This window comes from Streptomyces sp. NPDC002935, from assembly GCF_040611295.1.
GTDB lineage: Bacteria > Actinomycetota > Actinomycetes > Streptomycetales > Streptomycetaceae > Streptomyces.
Map to the genome: position 1 here is coordinate 1 of NZ_JBEXNW010000042.1, position 17,130 is coordinate 17,130.

A 17,130-nucleotide genomic window follows, 5' to 3' on the forward strand; every position below is an offset into this window, starting at 1 on the left:
ACGAGCGCAACTTGGGGGAAGTTCTGCCGGCGGACGGCAACTGGACGTACTTCGCCCACGCGCTCACGGCAGCCACGATGTATGAGTGACCGGCATGCTGAGGCAGAGTGGTTGTGGCCGACAGTGATGCGAGTCTGGGCCGTCTCTGGGCCGTCCGACGCTGCTCGGCAGTGGCCAACGACGACCGATGACGACCACTGAGACATGTGGGAGCACTGCCCACACCTGCGGAAACGCAGCTCACCAAGATCTCCGGCAAGACCCAGGGCAAGAAGAAGTAGAGAACGCGACGCCGATAAGCCCCCGCCAGCGAGTTTCTCGCAGGGCGGGGGCTTTTTGGTGGGGCTGGGCCGTCTCTGGGCCGTCAGTTGCTTGGCTGGTCCGTCGGACGTCGGTGGGGCGCCGCCACTCGTAGGCACCCGGTAGACGGGCTGGAAGCTGGGGGAGTGGTGGGTTGAGGATCATGCCGACCCCCGGGTGATGCTGTGCCGGCGCCGGTGCCGCTCATTCTTCGATCGTCGTCTCGGCGCGCTGCTTTGAGACGTGCCACCACGTGGCGAGTGCTACGACGACGATGAGGCACGTCAGCCCCACCAGCCACCCTGTCCCACCGAAGTAGTAAAAGTGGAATCCCCGACCACGTCGGCGGGCGATGAGGGCGAGCGTCGTATCTATCCGTGTCACGGGCAGGAACTGTAGACCACGCCTGACGCGTCCTGGCCGGTGCATTCGGCAGGGATCGGCAAAGCGCTCACCTGAAGGCTTTCAGGACTACAGGGCCACGGAGGTTCCTTGAGCGCACCCACCTATTCGAGTGGTGGCACACGAAGGACACGGAGAAGTTTTCAGCGCGCATGGGGAAGAGACTGGACTGAGACGCCTTCCGCTCAACTTCCGTTCGCGGGGCGGGATGTGGATCTGGTAGCGAGGGCGGCTCCGATCGGGGATCGGAGGCGGAGCCGGTCCAGGGGTGCCGGCACGTGCAACCGGCACCTCCTCAGCACAACGACCAATGACGACCGATGACGTGTCTTGACCTGCGCCGGACGGGAACCGTAGGTTCCGCGTGCTCGATCACTTCAAGACGGGCGTCCGATGACGGCCGTGGGGGCACGACATGCACTGGTACGTAGACGTGCTCAAGAAGTACGCGACGTTCAGCGGGCGCGCACGCCGCGCCGAGTTCTGGATGTTCAGTCTCTTGAGCTACGTGATCGGCCTGGTGCTGGTCGTGGCCGGAGCTGAGCTGGGCTTCGGTCCGCTCCGTGCGCCCTATGTGCTGTATGCGTTCTATGCGCTGGCGCTGTTCCTCCCCTCGCTCGCCGTGCGCGTCCGGCGTCTGCACGACACGGGCCGCGGCGGTTCGTGGCTCCTGATCGGACTGATTCCACTCATCGGCGACGTCGTCCTGCTGGTCTTCTACTGCAGCGACAGCCAGCCCGGAGAGAACGAGTACGGCCCGGTACCGAAGTACATAGGCGCGCACATCTGACCCTCCGGCGGCAAGAAGCCCGAGGGCCCCTGCGATCGGTGCCGGTCGCAGGCAGCTAGCCACCTGCTCCCGAGGCGAGGTCCGGTACGGCCGTACGGAGCCAGTCGGCGAGGACGGAGAAGTCCTGCTCGTCCAGGCCCACAGCCGGGTCGACACGGTGAAGCAGTGAGGGGCCCTCGTGCTGCGCGGCGACCCAGAGGCGATCCATCGCGCTGATCTCGTCGTCGACCCAGATGAACGGGCGGCGGTCCGCCCACTCCACCAGGGTGCGGGTCTTCCAGTGCAGGCCGCGTGGGCCGTCGTCGGCGGAGGAGGTCTCGGGCCACTCCACCACAGGCAGCCAGGGCAGCCCGAGCCGTGGGCCGACGGACTCGTTCGCCTCGTACATCCACGTCGAGGCCCACACCAGCTCGCACCCCAGCGCCATCAGGCGTGGGCCCACGGACTCGTCGAGCCGCCCAAGCAGTGGGTTCCCCTGATCAGGGGACGAATCGGCGCCCGAGTAAGGAAGCTGTTCCCGACCGGGCGACGGACCGAACGGGATGAGGGGGCCGTCGACGTCGAGGAAGAGGAGGGGGCGCCGCTGGACCTGGCGTTCCCTCGCCTTTGCCTGTGCCCCCGCGTCGAGCAGAGCCGCGACCGCTGCCTTTGCAGTCTCCTTGGGTACGCCGTCGAGGATCACGACCGGGGCCCTGTCCGCGAGGACCTTGCTGCGCCAGAGGCTCAGTCCGGTCAGTCGGCGTACGACGTGGGCCGTGTCCAGTCCACGGGGGCCAGGGTCGGTGAGCACCACGTCATGGGGCACGTCGTCGCACACCAGGAGGAAGTACTCCGTCATCGCTCTCCCCGTCCCTTTCCGGTCCGGAGAATACGAGCCCTCGGCCGCCGTGTCGCCTCGATTCCCACCGGCTCAGCAAGCCGCAGGGAGACGGTTCGGCAGTCGCGGCAGTCGCGGCAGCCGCAGGAGGGCCCCGCCGTGAAGGCGGGGCCCTCCTGGACGTACCTAAGACGCGATCAGCCGCACTGGCAGGGGTTGCCCGACTGGCAGCCGCAGCCGCAGCCGGAGCCGCAACCGCAGGCGCCGAACAACGGGAGACTTTTGATCTCGGCGGGCTCTTGGGTGTCCCGGCTCTGGGTCGGGTCGGGCGTGCTGGGGGATTCGGCCATGGGTCCCTCCTTCAGGCACGGAAGTGTGCGAGGCACGCTGCGCCGCACAGCTTCTGTCGCCCATCTCATGCCCAGTCGGGCGGGCGCATCAACGGCGCACTGAGGCGTCTCACGCGCCAGGGGTGCGAATCCCGCGCGGGGCGGTCCGCGGGCTGGGCGCGCTGCCTTCGCCCGTCGGCGAGAGATCGGCCCGCAGCCTTCGCCCGCCGGGGGAGGAACGCGCAGGCACCATTCACCGCCGGCCGAAGGGACTGGGCCTGCAGCCTTCGCCCGTCCGGGAACGAGGCCGGGCCCAGTCGTCCCCCGTTGGGGAAGGCTGGGCCCGCGGGCTTCGTACGTCCGGAGAGGGCTGCGCCCGTCCGGGGGAGCCGGGTCGGGCCGGGGGCCCTGGCCCGACCGGAGAGGGCTACGCCCCCTCGACTCCCGTGACCGGCTGGATGTCCGGCTGGAGTTCGTCGGCGTGTTCGCCCGTGACCAGGTAGACCACGCGCTTGGCGACCGAGACGGCGTGGTCGGCGAAGCGCTCGTAGTAGCGGCCGAGGAGGGTGACGTCGACGGCCGTCTCGATGCCGTGCTGCCACTTGTCGTCCAGCAGGTGCTGGAAGAGCGTCCGGTGCAGCAGGTCCATCTCGTCGTCGTCCTGCTCCAGCTGCATCGCCAGATCGATGTCCTTGGTGATGACGACCTCGGCGGCCTTGGCCATCAGGCGCTGGGCGAGCTGGCCCATCTCCAGGACCGTGGCGTGCAGGTCGTGCGGGACCGCGCGGTCCGGAAAGCGCAGCCGGGCCAGCTTGGCCACGTGCTGGGCCAGGTCGCCGGAGCGCTCCAGGTCGGCCGACATACGGAGCGAGGTGACGACGATACGGAGATCCGTCGCCACCGGCTGCTGGCGGGCCAGCAGGGCTATCGCCCGCGCCTCCAGATCGTGCTGAAGATCGTCGACCTTCTGGTCGGCCGCGATCACGCTCTCGGCCAGCTTCAGGTCGGAGTCGAGGATCGCCGTCGTGGCGCGCCCGATCGCCGACCCGACGAGCCGGGCCATCTCGACCAGGCCGTCGCCGATCGAGTCAAGTTCCTCGTGATACGCGTCACGCATGTGGTTGTCCCTCTCCTACGTCAGCTTTGGGGGGTCCGGGGTCCGGGACCTGGCTGTTCCGGCCGCCGTACGGCCGCCGTACGGACCCGTGAACCCCACGCTCCCACGGTCAGGCCCGTACGCGTCCGTTTCCGGCACCCCAAATGAACCACTTCTGGCTCCTGGGTGAACTCTGGGCGACGAGTGTTCGAGGTCGCACCCGGATGGCTGTGGCCAGGAGCGACGGCATGCCTAACCTGGGTGCATGGACGTGAACGCGGCGGTCGCCGCAGCGGCAGCGATCGCCGGAGTGCTCACCGGTGTCATCGCCATGCTGGCGTTCCGCTGGAGCGAGCGCGACCAGAAACGACCGACCCGCACATCTCTGCACACGGACGCGGTGCTTCCGGCGGGTGTCGACACCGTGCTGTCCGTGCTCAGGTCCTCGGCGGTCGTACTCGACGAAGCGGACGCCGTGGTCAAGGCCAGTTCGGCGGCGTACGCCCTCGGACTGGTGCGCGGCGGCAAACTGGCTGTCGAACCGATGCTCCACATGGCGCGTGACACCCGTCGTGACGGGGAGATACGTCAGGTGGAGCTGGACCTGCCGAGAAGGGGGACGGGGAGGGGTGAGGCCCTCGCCGTCTCCGCGCGTGTGGCGCCCCTCGGATCGCGGCTCGTCCTCCTTCTGGTGGAGGACCTGACCGAGGCGCGCCGCATAGAAGCAGTACGGCGGGACTTCGTCGCGAACGTGAGCCATGAGCTCAAGACTCCCGTCGGAGCGCTCTCCCTGCTCTCCGAGGCCGTCATGGACGCCTCGGACGACCCGGAGGCCGTCGAGCGGTTCGCCGGGCGCATGCAGATAGAGGCCACCCGGCTCACCAACCTCGTCCAGGAGCTCATCGACCTGTCGAGGGTGCAGAACGACGACCCCCTGGAGGACGCCGAGCCCGTCCGCGTCGACGAACTGGTCGCCGAGGCGATCGACCGCTCCCGCCACCAGGCCGGCGCGAAGCAGATCACCATGGCCGCCGGCGGCACCGCCGACCTCAGCCTGTGGGGGAACCGGGGCCAGCTCGCCGCCGCCCTCGGCAACCTCGTCGAGAACGCCGTCAACTACTCGCCCGCCCGCACCCGCGTCGGGATAGCCGCCCGCCGGGTGACGGCACCTGGTGGGGAACACATCGAGATCGCCGTGACCGACCAGGGCATCGGCATCTCGGACAAGGACAAGGAGCGCATCTTCGAGCGCTTCTACCGTGTCGACCCGGCCCGCTCCCGTGCCACCGGCGGTACGGGTCTCGGGCTGGCGATCGTCAAACACGTGGCCGCCTCGCACGGCGGGGAGGTCACGGTGTGGAGCTCCGAGGGTCAGGGCTCCACGTTCACCCTGCGGCTGCCGGAGGCGAATGCGGCCCGCGACCGCGTGACCGATCACCACATGCCCGGACTCGACGAAGAGGACGAGACCGGGCAGCCCGACGGGACTTCCACCGTCACATCCCCGTACGAACCGCTTCCTGCCCCGGAGGTCCTTCCGTGACCCGTGTGCTCGTCGTCGAGGACGAGGAGTCCTTCTCCGACGCCCTGTCGTACATGCTTCGCAAGGAGGGCTTCGAGGTCGCCATCGCGACCACCGGGCCCGACGGACTCGACGAGTTCGAGCGCAACGGCGCCGACCTCGTCCTCCTCGACCTGATGCTGCCGGGGCTGCCCGGCACGGAGGTCTGCCGCCAGCTGCGTGGCCGCTCCAACGTCCCGGTGATCATGGTCACCGCCAAGGACAGCGAGATCGACAAGGTGGTCGGGCTCGAAATAGGAGCCGACGACTATGTCACCAAGCCCTTCTCCTCCCGGGAGCTGGTCGCCCGTATCCGGGCCGTCCTGCGCCGCCGCGGGGAGCCGGAGGAGGTCGCCCCGGCGGCCCTTGAGGCCGGTCCTGTCCGGATGGACGTCGACCGCCACGTGGTCACCGTCTCCGGCTCCAAGGTCGACCTTCCGCTGAAGGAGTTCGACCTCCTGGAGATGCTGCTGCGCAACGCGGGCCGTGTGCTGACCCGTATGCAGCTCATCGACCGGGTCTGGGGCGCCGACTACGTCGGTGACACCAAGACCCTCGACGTCCACGTCAAGCGCCTGCGCGCGAAGATCGAGCCGGACCCGGGCGCGCCCCGGTACCTGGTGACGGTGCGCGGTCTCGGCTACAAGTTCGAGCCGTAAACCGTCCCCACCTCCCGGTGCGAGCCTGGAGCACGACGCAGAGCACAGAGCACAGGGCACTGCGCAGTCCGTACGACGAAGGGCGGGACCCCTCCAGGAGGGGTCCCGCCCTTCGTCGTACGGACTGCCGGGAGCGCGTACGGGCCTGGTGCGCGCCCGGCGTCAGCTCACTGGGCGGCGGACTCCGACGCCGAAGCGGTGCCCGTCGCGCTGGTGCCCGGCTCGCCCGAGGTGGACTCGGACGGGGAGCCCGTGGCCGACTCGGACGGCTTGGTGGACGGGGCCTCGGAAGGCGTCGGCGCCGCCGGGATGTCGCTCGGGCCCCACTTGGAGAAGTAGCTCTCGGCCGGGACGACGAAGGCGCTCAGGCTCACGTCACCGGTCTTGCTGAAGCCGAAGGTGACCTTCTGGACGCTGCCGTTCAGAACGGTCTCGGAGGGGTTGGCCAGCGCCGCGGAGGCGTTGCCCTTGCCGCCGATGACGATCGAGCCGCCGGCCGGGACGGTCAGCTTGCCCTTGCCCCCGGCGGGCGTGATCTGGGCGGTGCCCTCGCCCGCGACGTTGATCGAGTCCACGGTCTGCGCGGTGGTGCCGTTGTTGAACAGCGTCGCGGAGATCACCGCCGGACCCTCGGCCTTGACGTCGGGCTGGGTGATGACGAGCGCGTTCTGGACCTTGATGTCGCCCACGGAGGTGGCCGCGTTGTCCGGCTTGACCTCCAACGTCTGGGCGTTGTTGCCGGCACCGCACGCGGCGAGCGAGGCGATCGAGAACGCGATGACTGCGGCGGCGAGTGAGCCGCGTCGAAGGCTGCTGCTCACGGCGGCGGCAACTCCTTGAACGTGGGCGAAGCAGGACGACGTCTGTGTAAAGCCGCCCTAAGGGTCTGTCAGCGGCCTTAGGTTACCGATCCGTTCCCGCGCCGCCGCACCCGACCCTCCCCAAGCCGCCGACTTTGCCAGCCCAAGGGGTGAGCGGGGGTGCTCCGGGTGAGGACGGGTCGCGGGACATGCGCCCGCGGGCTCCGTTGCGCCGGGTGTGCGCCCCGGCTCCTCGTATCCCGCTCCTGCGGCGCGTCGGCTACTTTGATCGCGCCCTTGTCCGCCATTCACATAAGTTCCTCGGACTTAGGCTTGCGCATTTCGGGGAATGAATGCCCGGGCCTCCTGGAAATGGATCACGGGGTCATCGAGGGCCGATCAGTACGTGATCATCGAACATCTTGATCAATTCCGGATTCGTCTCGTACTCGGCTCCGCTCATCGAACGGAGTAGCGGAACTCGCGCTCTTGGAGCCGGACAAAACGGGATGTTCGGACCCTGGGTGCAGGCTTCGGGTGTGTGTAACGTACGCGTTTCACTCCGCCTGGACAGCCGCTCCGACCTGCGAATACCCTCTTCCGCTCGCCCCTCGCAGCACGTTCCTGTTGCGGTTGTCAAGCCCCGAGATATGCCCTGACCTGCGAAAACGCCATTCAGAAGACGCCGTTTCCGTGTTACTCTGGATAGCCACGGAAGGGGTACCTGTCACATGACGTTCAAGGTTGGCGACACCGTGGTCTATCCCCATCACGGGGCCGCGCTGATCGAGGCCATCGAAACTCGCCAGATCAAAGGCGTGGACAAGACCTACTTGGTGCTGAAGGTCGCCCAGGGTGACCTGACGGTACGTGTGCCAGCGGACAATGCGGAGTTCGTCGGCGTGCGTGATGTGGTCGGTCAGGACGGGCTGGACCGGGTCTTCGAGGTGCTGCGCGCGCCGTATGCCGAGGAGCCCACGAACTGGTCGCGTCGCTACAAGGCAAATCTGGAGAAGCTCGCCTCCGGCGATGTCATCAAGGTCGCGGAAGTCGTGCGTGACCTGTGGCGTCGTGAGCGCGAGCGCGGACTCTCCGCAGGTGAGAAGCGCATGCTCGCCAAGGCGCGCCAGATTCTGGTGAGCGAGCTCGCCCTCGCGGAGAACACCAACGAGGACAAGGCCGAGGCCCTGCTCGACGAGGTTCTCGCGTCCTGACGCCGGCTCAGTCGCCGAGACGCCTGTCGTCTTGACGTACGCCCAAGCCCGCGCTGTAGCGCAATGAAATGCCGCGGTGCCCGATGACGCAATTGCTGTCGCCGGGCGCTGCGGCATGTTCGTACCCGCACCCATTCGGTAAACCGGACGTTCACCCGGCATCGGCTTCCCCGCGGTATACCGGCGTATCCGATACTTGGGGTGCCGACCCGGGCGGTCGACTCGACCGGCTGTCACGGAAGGGTCCGGTCAAGGCGTCGCGCCCGGCACTCCCCCAGCTCTCCGAGCAGGGGGTACCCCCAGGCCATACCCATCCCGGTCGAGCACACAAACCTGACAGGAACCGATGTCTGACGTTTCGCTCTCTTCGCCGTCGGGGGCCCGTACCGCCGCCGTGATTCCGGCCGCCGGACGGGGTGTGCGCCTCGGTCCGGGCGCTCCCAAGGCGCTCCGCGCGCTGAACGGCACGCCCATGCTCATCCACGCGGTCCGCGCGATGGCCGCGTCCCGCGCGGTCTCCCTGGTCGTCGTCGTGGCTCCGCCGGACGGCGCGGCCGAGGTGAAGACGCTGCTCGACGCGCACGCGCTGCCCGACCGCACCGACTTCCTCGTCGTCCCGGGCGGTGACAGCCGCCAGGAGTCCGTGAAGTACGGGCTCGACGCGCTGCCGCCCGGCATCGACATCGTCCTCGTGCACGACGCGGCCCGGCCGCTCGTCCCCGTCGACACCGTGGACGCCGTCATCGAGGCCGTACGGGACGGCGCGCCCGCCGTCGTACCGGCGCTGCCGCTCGCGGACACCGTCAAGGAGGTCGAGCCCGCGGCGGTCACCGGGGAGCCCGAGCCGGTGGTGGCCACCCCCGAACGGGCGCGGCTGCGTGCCGTGCAGACGCCCCAGGGCTTCGACCGCGCGACGCTTCTGCGGGCCCACGAGACCGTCACCGACAACGTGACCGACGACGCGAGCATGGTCGAGCAGCTGGGTGTGCCGGTCGTGGTCGTGCCCGGACACGAAGAGGCGTTCAAGGTGACGCGGCCGCTGGATCTGGTGCTGGCGGAGGCGGTTCTCGCACGGCGGAGGCTGAACGATGGGTTCTGAGACTCCCGAGCGGACGACCGCACAGGCACACGCACAGGCACAGGGAGAGACGCAGGGGCAGGGCTCCGGTCCGGGTCCGGTTCCGGGTCTCGTGATCCCGCTGGTCGGGATCGGCACCGACATCCACGCCTTCGAGGAAGGGCGGGAGCTGTGGTGTGCCGGCCTGAAGTGGGAGGGGGAGGGGCCCGGACTCGCCGGGCACTCCGACGCGGATGTCGTCGCGCACGCCGCCTGCAACGCGCTGTTCTCGGCGGCGGGCCTCGGTGATCTCGGGGCCCACTTCGGTACCGGGCGCCCGGAGTGGTCCGGGGCGGCGGGCGTCGTGCTGCTGACGGAGGCGGCGCGGATCGTCCGCGAGGCCGGCTTCACCGTCGGCAACGTCGCGGTCCAGGTCGTCGGACCCCGCCCGAAGATCGGCAAGCGGCGGGACGAGGCCCAGAAGATCCTGTCGGACGCGGTGGGGGCGCCGGTGTCGGTGTCGGGCGCCACCACGGACGGGCTCGGTTTCCCGGGCCGGGACGAGGGGTTGATGGCGGTCGCCACGGCACTGGTCGTCCGTACGGGCTGACACCGGGGAAGGTTCCGTTCGCCCGAAAGGCTCGTCCTCGAAGGCCGGACGGGCCGGGCCGTCCCCCGTATGTCACGAATACATGGCGCCCGCGGGGGAAGGGTCGCGGGGCACTACCCAGGGCCCACTACCCTGGAGTGGTGACTATTCGCCTGTACGACACCAGCGCCCGGCAGATTCGTGACTTCACCCCGCTCGTGCCGGGTTGCGTCTCGATCTACCTGTGTGGCGCGACCGTGCAGGCCGCACCGCACATCGGGCACATCCGCTCGGGCCTCAACTTCGACATCATGCGCCGCTGGTTCGAGTACCGCGGCTATGACGTGACGTTCATCAGGAACGTCACGGACATCGACGACAAGATCATCGCCAAGTCGGCCGACCAGGGCCGTCCCTGGTGGTCCATCGGCTACGACAACGAGCGCGCCTTCAACGACGGTTACGACGCGCTCGGTTGCCTGCCGCCCACGTACGAACCGCGTGCCACCGGCCACATCCCCGAGATGATCGAGATGATGCGGGGGCTCATCGAGCGCGGTCACGCGTACGCGGCCGACGGGAACGTCTACTTCGACGTGCGGTCGTACGACGGCTATCTCCAGCTCTCCAACCAGGAGCTCGACAACCTCCAGCAGCCCTCCGGGGTGGGCGAGACCGGCAAGCGCGACCCGCGTGACTTCGCCATGTGGAAGGCCGTGAAGCCGGGCGAGCCGAGCTGGGAGACGCCCTGGGGCCGGGGCCGTCCCGGCTGGCACCTGGAGTGCTCGGCCATGGCCCACAAGTACCTGGGCAGCGTCTTCGACATCCATGGCGGCGGGATCGACCTGATCTTCCCGCACCACGAGAACGAGATCGCGCAGGCCAAGGCCTTCGGCGACGAGTTCGCGAAGTACTGGGTGCACAACGCCTGGGTCACCATGAGCGGCGAGAAGATGTCGAAGTCCCTCGGGAACTCGGTGCTCGTGTCCGAGATGGTCAAGGCGTGGCGCCCCATCGTGCTGCGCTACTACCTCGGCACCCCGCACTACCGCTCGATGATCGAGTACAGCGAAGAGGCGCTGCGCGAGGCCGAGTCGGCGTTCGCGCGCATCGAGGGCTTCGTGCAGCGGGTCGTCGAGAAGGCGGGGGGCGTCGTCGAGCCGTCCGCCGAGGTGCCGCCCGCGTTCGCCGAGGCGATGGACGACGACCTCGGCGTCCCGCAGGCGCTCGCCATCGTGCACACGACGGTCCGCCAGGGCAACTCCGCCCTGGCCGCCGACGACAAGGAAGCCGCCGTAGCCCGCCTCGCCGAGGTACGGGCCATGCTCGGCGTCCTCGGGCTCGACCCGCTCGACCCGCAGTGGGCCGACGAGAGCGACCGTGGCGAAGACCTCCACGGCGTCGTCGACACCCTCGTCCGGATGGTCCTCGACCAGCGCGAGGCCGCCCGCACCCGCAAGGACTGGGCCACCGCGGACGCCATCCGCGACCAGCTCAACCAGTCCGGCCTGGTCATCGAGGACGGCCCACAGGGGCCGCGCTGGACGCTCGGACCGCGCTGAGCGACCGCTCCGGCGGCCCCGGCCGACCTCCGTCGGCCTTGATCGATTGTGCCGCCCGGACCTCCGGGCGGCACACTTCATATACATACGTACGCACGCCTCACACAGACAGGTAGGTCATGGCTGCTAACAACCGCCGCATGTCCGGCAAGAAGGGCGCGCAGGTCGGCAGTGGCGGCCAGCGACGCCGGGGCCTGGAAGGCAAGGGTCCGACCCCGCCCGCCGAGGCGCGCAAGGGTCACAAGAAGAACCGCGTCGCCAACGCCAAGGCGAAGCAGATCGTCCGCCGCCCCGCCCACCCCAAGGGCCGCGGCGGCAAGGGCACGTCCGAGATGGTCGTCGGGCGCAACTCCGTCGTCGAGGCGCTGCGCGAGGGCGTCCCCGCGATGACGCTGTACGTGCAGCAGTTCATCGACAACGACGAGCGGGTCCGCGAGGCGCTCCAGCTCGTCGCCGAGCGCGGCGGCATCCACCTGATGGAGGCCCCGCGTCCCGAGCTCGACCGCATGACCAACGGGCTCAACCACCAGGGTCTCGTCCTCCAGGTCCCGCCGTACGAGTACGCGCACCCCGAGGACCTCTCCGCCGCCGCGTACGACGAGGGCCAGGACCCGCTGATCGTCGCCCTCGACGGCGTGACCGACCCCCGCAACCTCGGCGCGGTCGTGCGTTCCGCCTCGGCCTTCGGCGGCCATGGCGTGGTCGTGCCCGAGCGCCGTGCGGCCGGCATGACCGCCGGTGCCTGGAAGACGTCGGCCGGTGCCGCCGCCCGTACGCCCGTCGCGCGCGCCGCCAACCTGACGCGGGCCCTCGAGTCGTACAAGAAGGCCGGCCTCGTCGTGGTCGGACTCGCCGCGGACGGCGAGGTCGAGGTCGGCGAGCTGGAGGCGCTGGGCGGCCCCGTCGTCATCGTCGTCGGCAGCGAGGGCAAGGGCCTGTCCCGGCTGGTCGGCGAGACCTGCGACTTCCGGGTGCGGATCCCGATGCCCGGTGGCGCGGAGTCGCTGAACGCCGGTGTGGCCGCGGGAGTTGTGCTGTACGAGGCCGCGCGGCGACGCGCCTGAACAAACGTCCTGGCGGTCGCCCTCGTGGGACAATCGGGATGTTCTGGACGATCTTGACGCGGTCCGGACAGATCGGCGTGGGCAAAGCAGTGTCCTAACCACGCGTCACTCGGTTAGATGAGTGTGGACACCAGAACACCCCGCACACCCACGGGGGACCGCTCGTCGGGATTCGACGACGTTCCCGCGCTGAGCATGGTGAAGGTGCCGAGCGATCCGGCGCAGGTCATCGTCAATCATGCGAGCTTCCGCGTTCAGCTGGCGGGCGCGGCGCGGGGCCAGTCCCCGCGCATCGCACGGCACTTGAGCTCCGGCGACACCTCGCGGATCCCCGTCGCGGGTGCGCCGGGCAGAGCGGGTGAGGCCGGTCCGGCCGACGGGGCCCGCCGCCGGGCCCCCGTCGTCTGGAGCGGGAAGTCCGCGCCGGACGACACGGGCGCCCACCGCCTGCTCCAGGCCGCACGGAACGCGGGCGTGACCCACGGCGCCGCGGGGCCGACGGCTCACGCCGGCTCGACCCAGGTCATCCCGCGCATCGGCGAACAGCCCGGCTACGCGGGCGATCTGACCGTCGACACGGTCGAGACGCCCCTCGTCGGCAGTCAGCGCGCACCCCTCGGCGAGGAGCAGCGGCTGCTGCCCCATATGCGCGGCGTGGGCAGCGCCTACGACGAACTGGCCTACGACGAACTGGCCTACGCGGACGCCGACTTCGGGGACGCGGACTTCGAGGACGACGACCTCGACGGGACGGCGGGTGACGCCCCCGGCAAGCGGAGCGGCTCCGATCCGGTCCGGCACGCGTACCACCCGGGCCGCCGGATGAACCTCGGCGTCGTGCTGCTCCCGCTGCGCGTCTTCCTCGGGTTCATCTCCATCTACGCCGGCATGGGCAAGCTCTGCGACCCCGTCTACTTCGACGGCGGCAAGCGCGGCTCCATGGTGAAGTGGCTCAACACGCTGCACCCGTGGGAAGTCGCCGAGCCGCTGCGGCAGTTCGCGCTCCAGCACCCCGTCGGCTCCGGGCTCGTCATCGCCTTCTTCCAGGTCATCGTCGGCGTCCTGACCGTCCTCGGGCTGTGGCAGCGGGTGGCCGCCGTCGTCGGCGCGATGCTGTCGGCGGCGCTCATCGTCACGGTCAGCTGGAAGACGGTGCCCGCGTACGACGCGCCCGACATCATCTACCTCGCCGCCTGGTCCCCGCTCATCATCGCGGGTGCCCCGGTCTACTCCGCGGACGGGCGGCTGGCCAGTGAGGCCTGGCGCACGCTGGGTCCGCGTACCGACATCTGGGACCTGCGCGCGCGTGTGCTGCGCCGCGGCGCGATCATCACGGCCATCGTCGTCGGACTCACCCTGCTCATCGGTTCGCTCCTCGGCGGCGCCGTCCGCGACTCCGACCGGATCGTCGTCCCCGGTCCCGGTGAGGCCCCGCGCAACGAACTGCCCGGCTCCCCGCTCCCCGAGACGCCCGGCAAGCGGCACGAGAAGGCCACCCCTTCGGCCTCTCAGACGCCCACCCGGAGCGCTTCCTCGACGCCGTCGCAAGCGGCCACCACACCGGGCGCGGCCCAGGAGACAGGCCAGGTCGGCGGCGGGCAGCCCAGCCAGACGCAGGGCAGCGGCCAGGCCCCGCCCCAGCAGTCCTCGCCGGTCGACCAGGCCCCGAGCAGCAGCGCGGGCCCCACCAGCAGCGGCGGCACGTCGACCGGCGGCACCGGAGGCACGGGCGGCGCCGGTTCCACGGGCGGCACCTCCACCGGCGGGAACGCGTCCACCGGCGGTCAGCCGGGCCTGGTGGGCGGCCTGCTGGGCTGACCCACCGGCCAGGCGCAGGACGACGACAGGGCCCCGCACGATCGCGTGCGGGGCCCTGTCGTCGTTCTGCGGCGTTCTCTTGTGCCCGGGCAGCTCTCGTGAGGCCGGGAGGGCGTTTCCTGGCGTCTCTAGCGGCCCAGGGCCGCGAGCTCCTTCGCCGCCTCCGTGAGGTCCTTGGCGGTGTCGATGGCGCGCCAGTACGCGCCCTGCGGGATCGGGAAGCCGGCCAGCTGACGCTCGCGGGCCAGGCGGGGGAAGGTGGTGCGCTCGTGGTCGCCGCGCTCGGGGAGCATCCCGGTGAACTCGGGGGAGAAGACGTAGACGCCCGCGTTGATCTCGAACGTGGACGGCGGGGCCTCGATGAAGTCCGTGATGTGACCGAAGCCGTCCGTCTGGACGGCGCCCCAGGGGATGCGGGGGCGGGCCAGCGCGAGGGTCGCGACCGCGTCACGCTCGGCGTGGAAGTCCGCCATGTCGCGCAGCGAGAAACGGGTCCAGATGTCACCGTTCGTCGCGTACCAGGGCAGGTCGGGGTGCGGGAGGTGCGCCGCGGCGTACTTGAGGCCGCCACCGCGGCCGAGGGGCTCCGTCTCGACGACCGTCGTGACGTTGAGCGGGAGGTCGGCCGAGTCCAGCCACTTCTGCAGGACCTCGGCGAGGTGCCCGCAGGAGACGACGACGTCGGTGACGCCCTCCTCGGCGAGCCAGGTCAGTTGGTGGCCGATGATCGGTGTCCCCGTGCCGGGGATCTCGACCATCGGCTTGGGCCTGTCGTCGGTGTAGGGACGCAGCCGAGAACCCTGGCCGCCGGCCAGGACAACGGCTTGAACGGGGCGCGGCGCGGCGTTCGGATCGGTCATGCCCGAACTGTACGTGGCGCCCCGCACGCGGCCTCCTGCGGCAACCGTCCCTTAATCAGCTGTTGCCGGACGGCCCGGAATCGGACGGTTCGCGAAGCCGTGGGACGGCGGGCGCGGAAGGGTGCCCCTCGGAGAGAGCTGTGGCCTCCGAGGGGAGCGTGCCCCGGGCAGGGGGCGGTGACCTCAGATGTGGGTGGCCGCGACCCCCGAGGCGAACGATGTGTCGCAGACCGGCCGGGCGAAGGACTGGGCGCGCGTGGGGCCGTACGCACGGACCGCGGCGCGGCCCAGGGCGCGGGCGATGGAGACGCAGTGCTTCGCGAGCGACGGACGGCCGTTCACCTCTTGCTGGAGGTGAGTGAGGGCGACGCCCGGGTTCTTCTCCTGGAGTTCCAGGAGAAGTTTGTCGCGCAGGACGTCCTGCGGGGCACGGGAGACGGCTCGTGTCGAGACGTCTTCGGAGGACGCGGTGAGCACCGAGCTCGAGGGGTTCCCCGACCAGTTGACTCGGGTGACCGCGAGAGTCCCGGAGAGCACCAGGACGACAGGCAGAACGAGGGCGAGGGTGCGGCCGATCCGGCGGGCGGGGCCACGGCCACGCCGGGTCCGTTGGTTAGTGGTGGAGTGCTTCACGCGAGTGAGGGTAGCGCGGGGTGATGATGTGGCGACATTTAGTCACCGGTTCGGGGGATGGGGAAACTGCGTCTTCTGGGTAGTGCGTTGACGCACAGATATCGAAATGCCCGGTCCGGGGTATTTGTCGACAACGAAGAGGGCCCCGCAGCAGGCTGCGGGGCCCTCTTCGTCAACTTGGGTGAATTTCGACCCCTGAGGGGTGTGCGTTCGGCCCGGATGACGCGGACGTCAGTCGGACAGGCGCTCGCCCGTCGAGGTGGAGAACACGTGGATCTCGCCCGGACGCGGCACGACGTGGAGCGTGGCGCCCTTGTCCGGGACGGCGCGGCCGCTGACGCGGACGACGAGGTCCGTGAGCTTGTCGTCGACCTTGGCGGAGCCGTAGACGTAGCCGTCGGCGCCGAGCTCCTCGACGACGTTCACGGAGACGGCGAGGCCGGCCGGGGCGTCCTCGGTGTCCTTGGAGAGCGACTTGGCGGCCTCGCCGTTGTGCTCGACGACGTCGAAGTGCTCGGGGCGGACGCCGACGGTGACCGTACGGTCGCCCTTGTCGGAGGCGGCCTTCAGGGCCTCGCGGTTGACCGGGACGACGCTGTTGCCGAACTTCACGCCGCCGTCGGTGATCGGGACCTCGACCAGGTTCATGGCCGGGGAGCCGATGAAGCCGGCGACGAAGAGGTTGGCCGGGCGGTCGTACATGTTGCGCGGCGAGTCGACCTGCTGGAGCAGACCGTCCTTGAGTACGGCCACGCGGTCGCCCATGGTCATGGCCTCGACCTGGTCGTGGGTGACGTAGACCGTGGTGATGCCGAGACGGCGCTGGAGCGAGGCGATCTGCGTACGCGTGGAGACGCGGAGCTTGGCGTCGAGGTTCGACAGCGGCTCGTCCATGAGGAAGACCTGGGGCTCACGCACGATGGCGCGGCCCATGGCGACACGCTGGCGCTGACCGCCGGAGAGGGCCTTCGGCTTGCGGCCGAGGTACTCGGTGAGGTCGAGGATCTTCGCCGCGTCCTCGACCTTCTGGCGGATCTCGGCCTTGTTGACGCCGGCGATCTTGAGCGCGAAGCCCATGTTGTCGGCGACGGTCATGTGCGGGTACAGCGCGTAGTTCTGGAACACCATGGCGATGTCCCGGTCCTTGGGCGGCAGGTGCGTGACATCGCGGTCACCGATGTGGATCGAGCCGGCGTTGACGTCCTCGAGACCCGCGAGCATGCGCAGGGAGGTGGACTTTCCGCAGCCGGAGGGACCGACGAGGACGAGGAACTCGCCGTCCGCGACGTCGAGCTCGAGCTGGTCGACGGCGGGCTTGTCGCCACCCGGGTAGATGCGGGTCGCCTTGTTGAACGAGACAGTGGCCATGGTGATGGGCCCCCTTCACCGGCAGGAACGTGCCGGACGATCCGTTGTAAAGGTGGTGATCCACTATGGAAACGCCCATAGTGGTGTAGTCCACATGAGTGAACCGACTCAGGACGCTACCTGGCGTTCATGCGTTCTGTCAGTACTCCGAGACCGGTGAAGTTCGCGGAAACTTTCGACAGGGGCCCGCTGTGACGTGGGTACACTGCAC

The 17,130-nt window shown here is 69.6% G+C and carries 15 protein-coding genes and 1 pseudogene; 9 read left to right on the forward strand and 7 right to left on the reverse strand.

Annotated elements, in window-relative coordinates; all coding sequences use genetic code 11:
- Positions 1–1,117 precede the first annotated feature (1,117 nt).
- The gene (locus tag ABZX90_RS37500) at positions 1,118–1,492 is read left to right on the forward strand and encodes a DUF805 domain-containing protein (RefSeq protein ID WP_355212716.1); all 375 of its coding nucleotides are present in this window, start codon (positions 1,118–1,120) and stop codon (positions 1,490–1,492) included.
- A gap of 55 nt (positions 1,493–1,547) precedes the next feature.
- Here the strand turns inward: ABZX90_RS37500 and ABZX90_RS37505 are convergent, their stop codons facing one another.
- From ABZX90_RS37505 to phoU, 3 genes and pseudogenes are all read right to left on the reverse strand, one after another.
- Complete coding sequence (locus ABZX90_RS37505; RefSeq protein ID WP_355212778.1) at positions 1,548–2,123, reverse strand: HAD domain-containing protein; 576 nt, start codon at positions 2,121–2,123, stop codon at positions 1,548–1,550.
- Positions 2,112–2,330 (reverse strand): annotated as a pseudogene (locus tag ABZX90_RS37510) (ribosomal protein L7/L12); the annotation flags it as partial. The pseudogene ABZX90_RS37510 and the gene ABZX90_RS37505, both read right to left, overlap by 12 nt.
- Before the next feature lie 735 nt (positions 2,331–3,065).
- Positions 3,066–3,755 (reverse strand): phosphate signaling complex protein PhoU, encoded by a 690-nt coding sequence (gene phoU / locus ABZX90_RS37515; RefSeq protein WP_351120771.1) that lies wholly within the window; start codon positions 3,753–3,755, stop codon positions 3,066–3,068.
- 244 nt (positions 3,756–3,999) lie between these two features.
- Between phoU and ABZX90_RS37520 the strand changes: the two genes are divergently transcribed.
- Positions 4,000–5,277 carry an ATP-binding protein gene (locus ABZX90_RS37520; RefSeq protein ID WP_351120769.1) on the forward strand — a complete coding sequence of 426 codons (1,278 nt, stop codon included), beginning with the start codon at positions 4,000–4,002 and terminating at the stop codon, positions 5,275–5,277.
- Positions 5,274–5,954: a response regulator transcription factor gene (locus ABZX90_RS37525; protein WP_043441515.1), complete on the forward strand. Its 681-nt coding sequence runs from the start codon at positions 5,274–5,276 to the stop codon at positions 5,952–5,954. The genes ABZX90_RS37520 and ABZX90_RS37525 overlap by 4 nt, the downstream gene beginning before the upstream one ends.
- Positions 5,955–6,121: 167 nt before the next feature.
- On the opposite strand, the gene ABZX90_RS37530 is transcribed toward ABZX90_RS37525, so the two are convergent.
- On the reverse strand, positions 6,122–6,775 hold the full coding sequence (locus ABZX90_RS37530; protein WP_351120767.1) for a DUF461 domain-containing protein: 654 nt from the start codon (positions 6,773–6,775) through the stop codon (positions 6,122–6,124).
- Between the two features lie 710 nt (positions 6,776–7,485).
- On the opposite strand from ABZX90_RS37530, the gene ABZX90_RS37535 reads away from it, so the two are divergent.
- From ABZX90_RS37535 to ABZX90_RS37560, 6 genes are all read left to right on the forward strand, one after another.
- Entirely contained in the window at positions 7,486–7,968 is a 483-nt protein-coding gene (locus tag ABZX90_RS37535) for a CarD family transcriptional regulator (protein ID WP_003953493.1), read from the forward strand.
- 346 nt (positions 7,969–8,314) lie between these two features.
- A complete protein-coding gene (gene ispD, locus ABZX90_RS37540; RefSeq protein ID WP_351120765.1) occupies positions 8,315–9,067 on the forward strand; it encodes a 2-C-methyl-D-erythritol 4-phosphate cytidylyltransferase in 753 nt (250 codons plus the stop codon).
- Positions 9,057–9,635: a 2-C-methyl-D-erythritol 2,4-cyclodiphosphate synthase gene (ispF, locus tag ABZX90_RS37545; protein ID WP_355212722.1), complete on the forward strand. Its 579-nt coding sequence runs from the start codon at positions 9,057–9,059 to the stop codon at positions 9,633–9,635. The genes ispD and ispF overlap by 11 nt, the downstream gene beginning before the upstream one ends.
- A gap of 140 nt (positions 9,636–9,775) precedes the next feature.
- Positions 9,776–11,176, forward strand: coding sequence for a cysteine--tRNA ligase (gene cysS / locus ABZX90_RS37550; RefSeq protein WP_351120763.1), 1,401 nt, complete (start codon positions 9,776–9,778; stop codon positions 11,174–11,176).
- Positions 11,177–11,295: 119 nt separating this feature from the next.
- Complete coding sequence (rlmB, locus tag ABZX90_RS37555; protein ID WP_351120761.1) at positions 11,296–12,240, forward strand: 23S rRNA (guanosine(2251)-2'-O)-methyltransferase RlmB; 945 nt, start codon at positions 11,296–11,298, stop codon at positions 12,238–12,240.
- Between the two features lie 117 nt (positions 12,241–12,357).
- Positions 12,358–14,058, forward strand: a complete 1,701-nt coding sequence (locus tag ABZX90_RS37560) for a DoxX family protein (RefSeq protein WP_355212726.1) — start codon at positions 12,358–12,360, stop codon at positions 14,056–14,058.
- A gap of 128 nt (positions 14,059–14,186) precedes the next feature.
- Here ABZX90_RS37560 and ABZX90_RS37565 read toward each other — a convergent pair whose 3' ends face one another.
- The 3 genes from ABZX90_RS37565 to ugpC all read right to left on the reverse strand — a co-directional run bounded on the left by ABZX90_RS37565 (position 14,187) and on the right by ugpC (position 16,919).
- Positions 14,187–14,918, reverse strand: coding sequence for a nucleotidyltransferase family protein (locus tag ABZX90_RS37565; RefSeq protein WP_351120757.1), 732 nt, complete (start codon positions 14,916–14,918; stop codon positions 14,187–14,189).
- A 183-nt stretch (positions 14,919–15,101) separates the two neighbouring features.
- On the reverse strand, positions 15,102–15,551 hold the full coding sequence (locus ABZX90_RS37570; RefSeq protein WP_351120755.1) for a hypothetical protein: 450 nt from the start codon (positions 15,549–15,551) through the stop codon (positions 15,102–15,104).
- 231 nt (positions 15,552–15,782) lie between these two features.
- Positions 15,783–16,919 carry a sn-glycerol-3-phosphate ABC transporter ATP-binding protein UgpC gene (ugpC, locus tag ABZX90_RS37575; RefSeq protein ID WP_351120754.1) on the reverse strand — a complete coding sequence of 379 codons (1,137 nt, stop codon included), beginning with the start codon at positions 16,917–16,919 and terminating at the stop codon, positions 15,783–15,785.
- Positions 16,920–17,130: the final 211 nt, after the last annotated feature.

Bases quoted from the DNA above. Each gene is read 5' to 3' on its own strand.
- ABZX90_RS37500 (WP_355212716.1), top strand. From the start codon at position 1,118: ATGCACTGGTACGTAGACGTGCTCAAGAAGTACGCGACGTTCAGCGGG.
- phoU (WP_351120771.1), bottom strand. From the start codon at position 3,755: ATGCGTGACGCGTATCACGAGGAACTTGACTCGATCGGCGACGGCCTG.
- ABZX90_RS37520 (WP_351120769.1), top strand. From the start codon at position 4,000: ATGGACGTGAACGCGGCGGTCGCCGCAGCGGCAGCGATCGCCGGAGTG.
- ABZX90_RS37535 (WP_003953493.1), top strand. From the start codon at position 7,486: ATGACGTTCAAGGTTGGCGACACCGTGGTCTATCCCCATCACGGGGCC.
- ispD (WP_351120765.1), top strand. From the start codon at position 8,315: ATGTCTGACGTTTCGCTCTCTTCGCCGTCGGGGGCCCGTACCGCCGCC.
- ispF (WP_355212722.1), top strand. From the start codon at position 9,057: ATGGGTTCTGAGACTCCCGAGCGGACGACCGCACAGGCACACGCACAG.
- rlmB (WP_351120761.1), top strand. From the start codon at position 11,296: ATGGCTGCTAACAACCGCCGCATGTCCGGCAAGAAGGGCGCGCAGGTC.
- ABZX90_RS37560 (WP_355212726.1), top strand. From the start codon at position 12,358: ATGAGTGTGGACACCAGAACACCCCGCACACCCACGGGGGACCGCTCG.
- ABZX90_RS37565 (WP_351120757.1), bottom strand. From the start codon at position 14,918: ATGACCGATCCGAACGCCGCGCCGCGCCCCGTTCAAGCCGTTGTCCTG.
- ugpC (WP_351120754.1), bottom strand. From the start codon at position 16,919: ATGGCCACTGTCTCGTTCAACAAGGCGACCCGCATCTACCCGGGTGGC.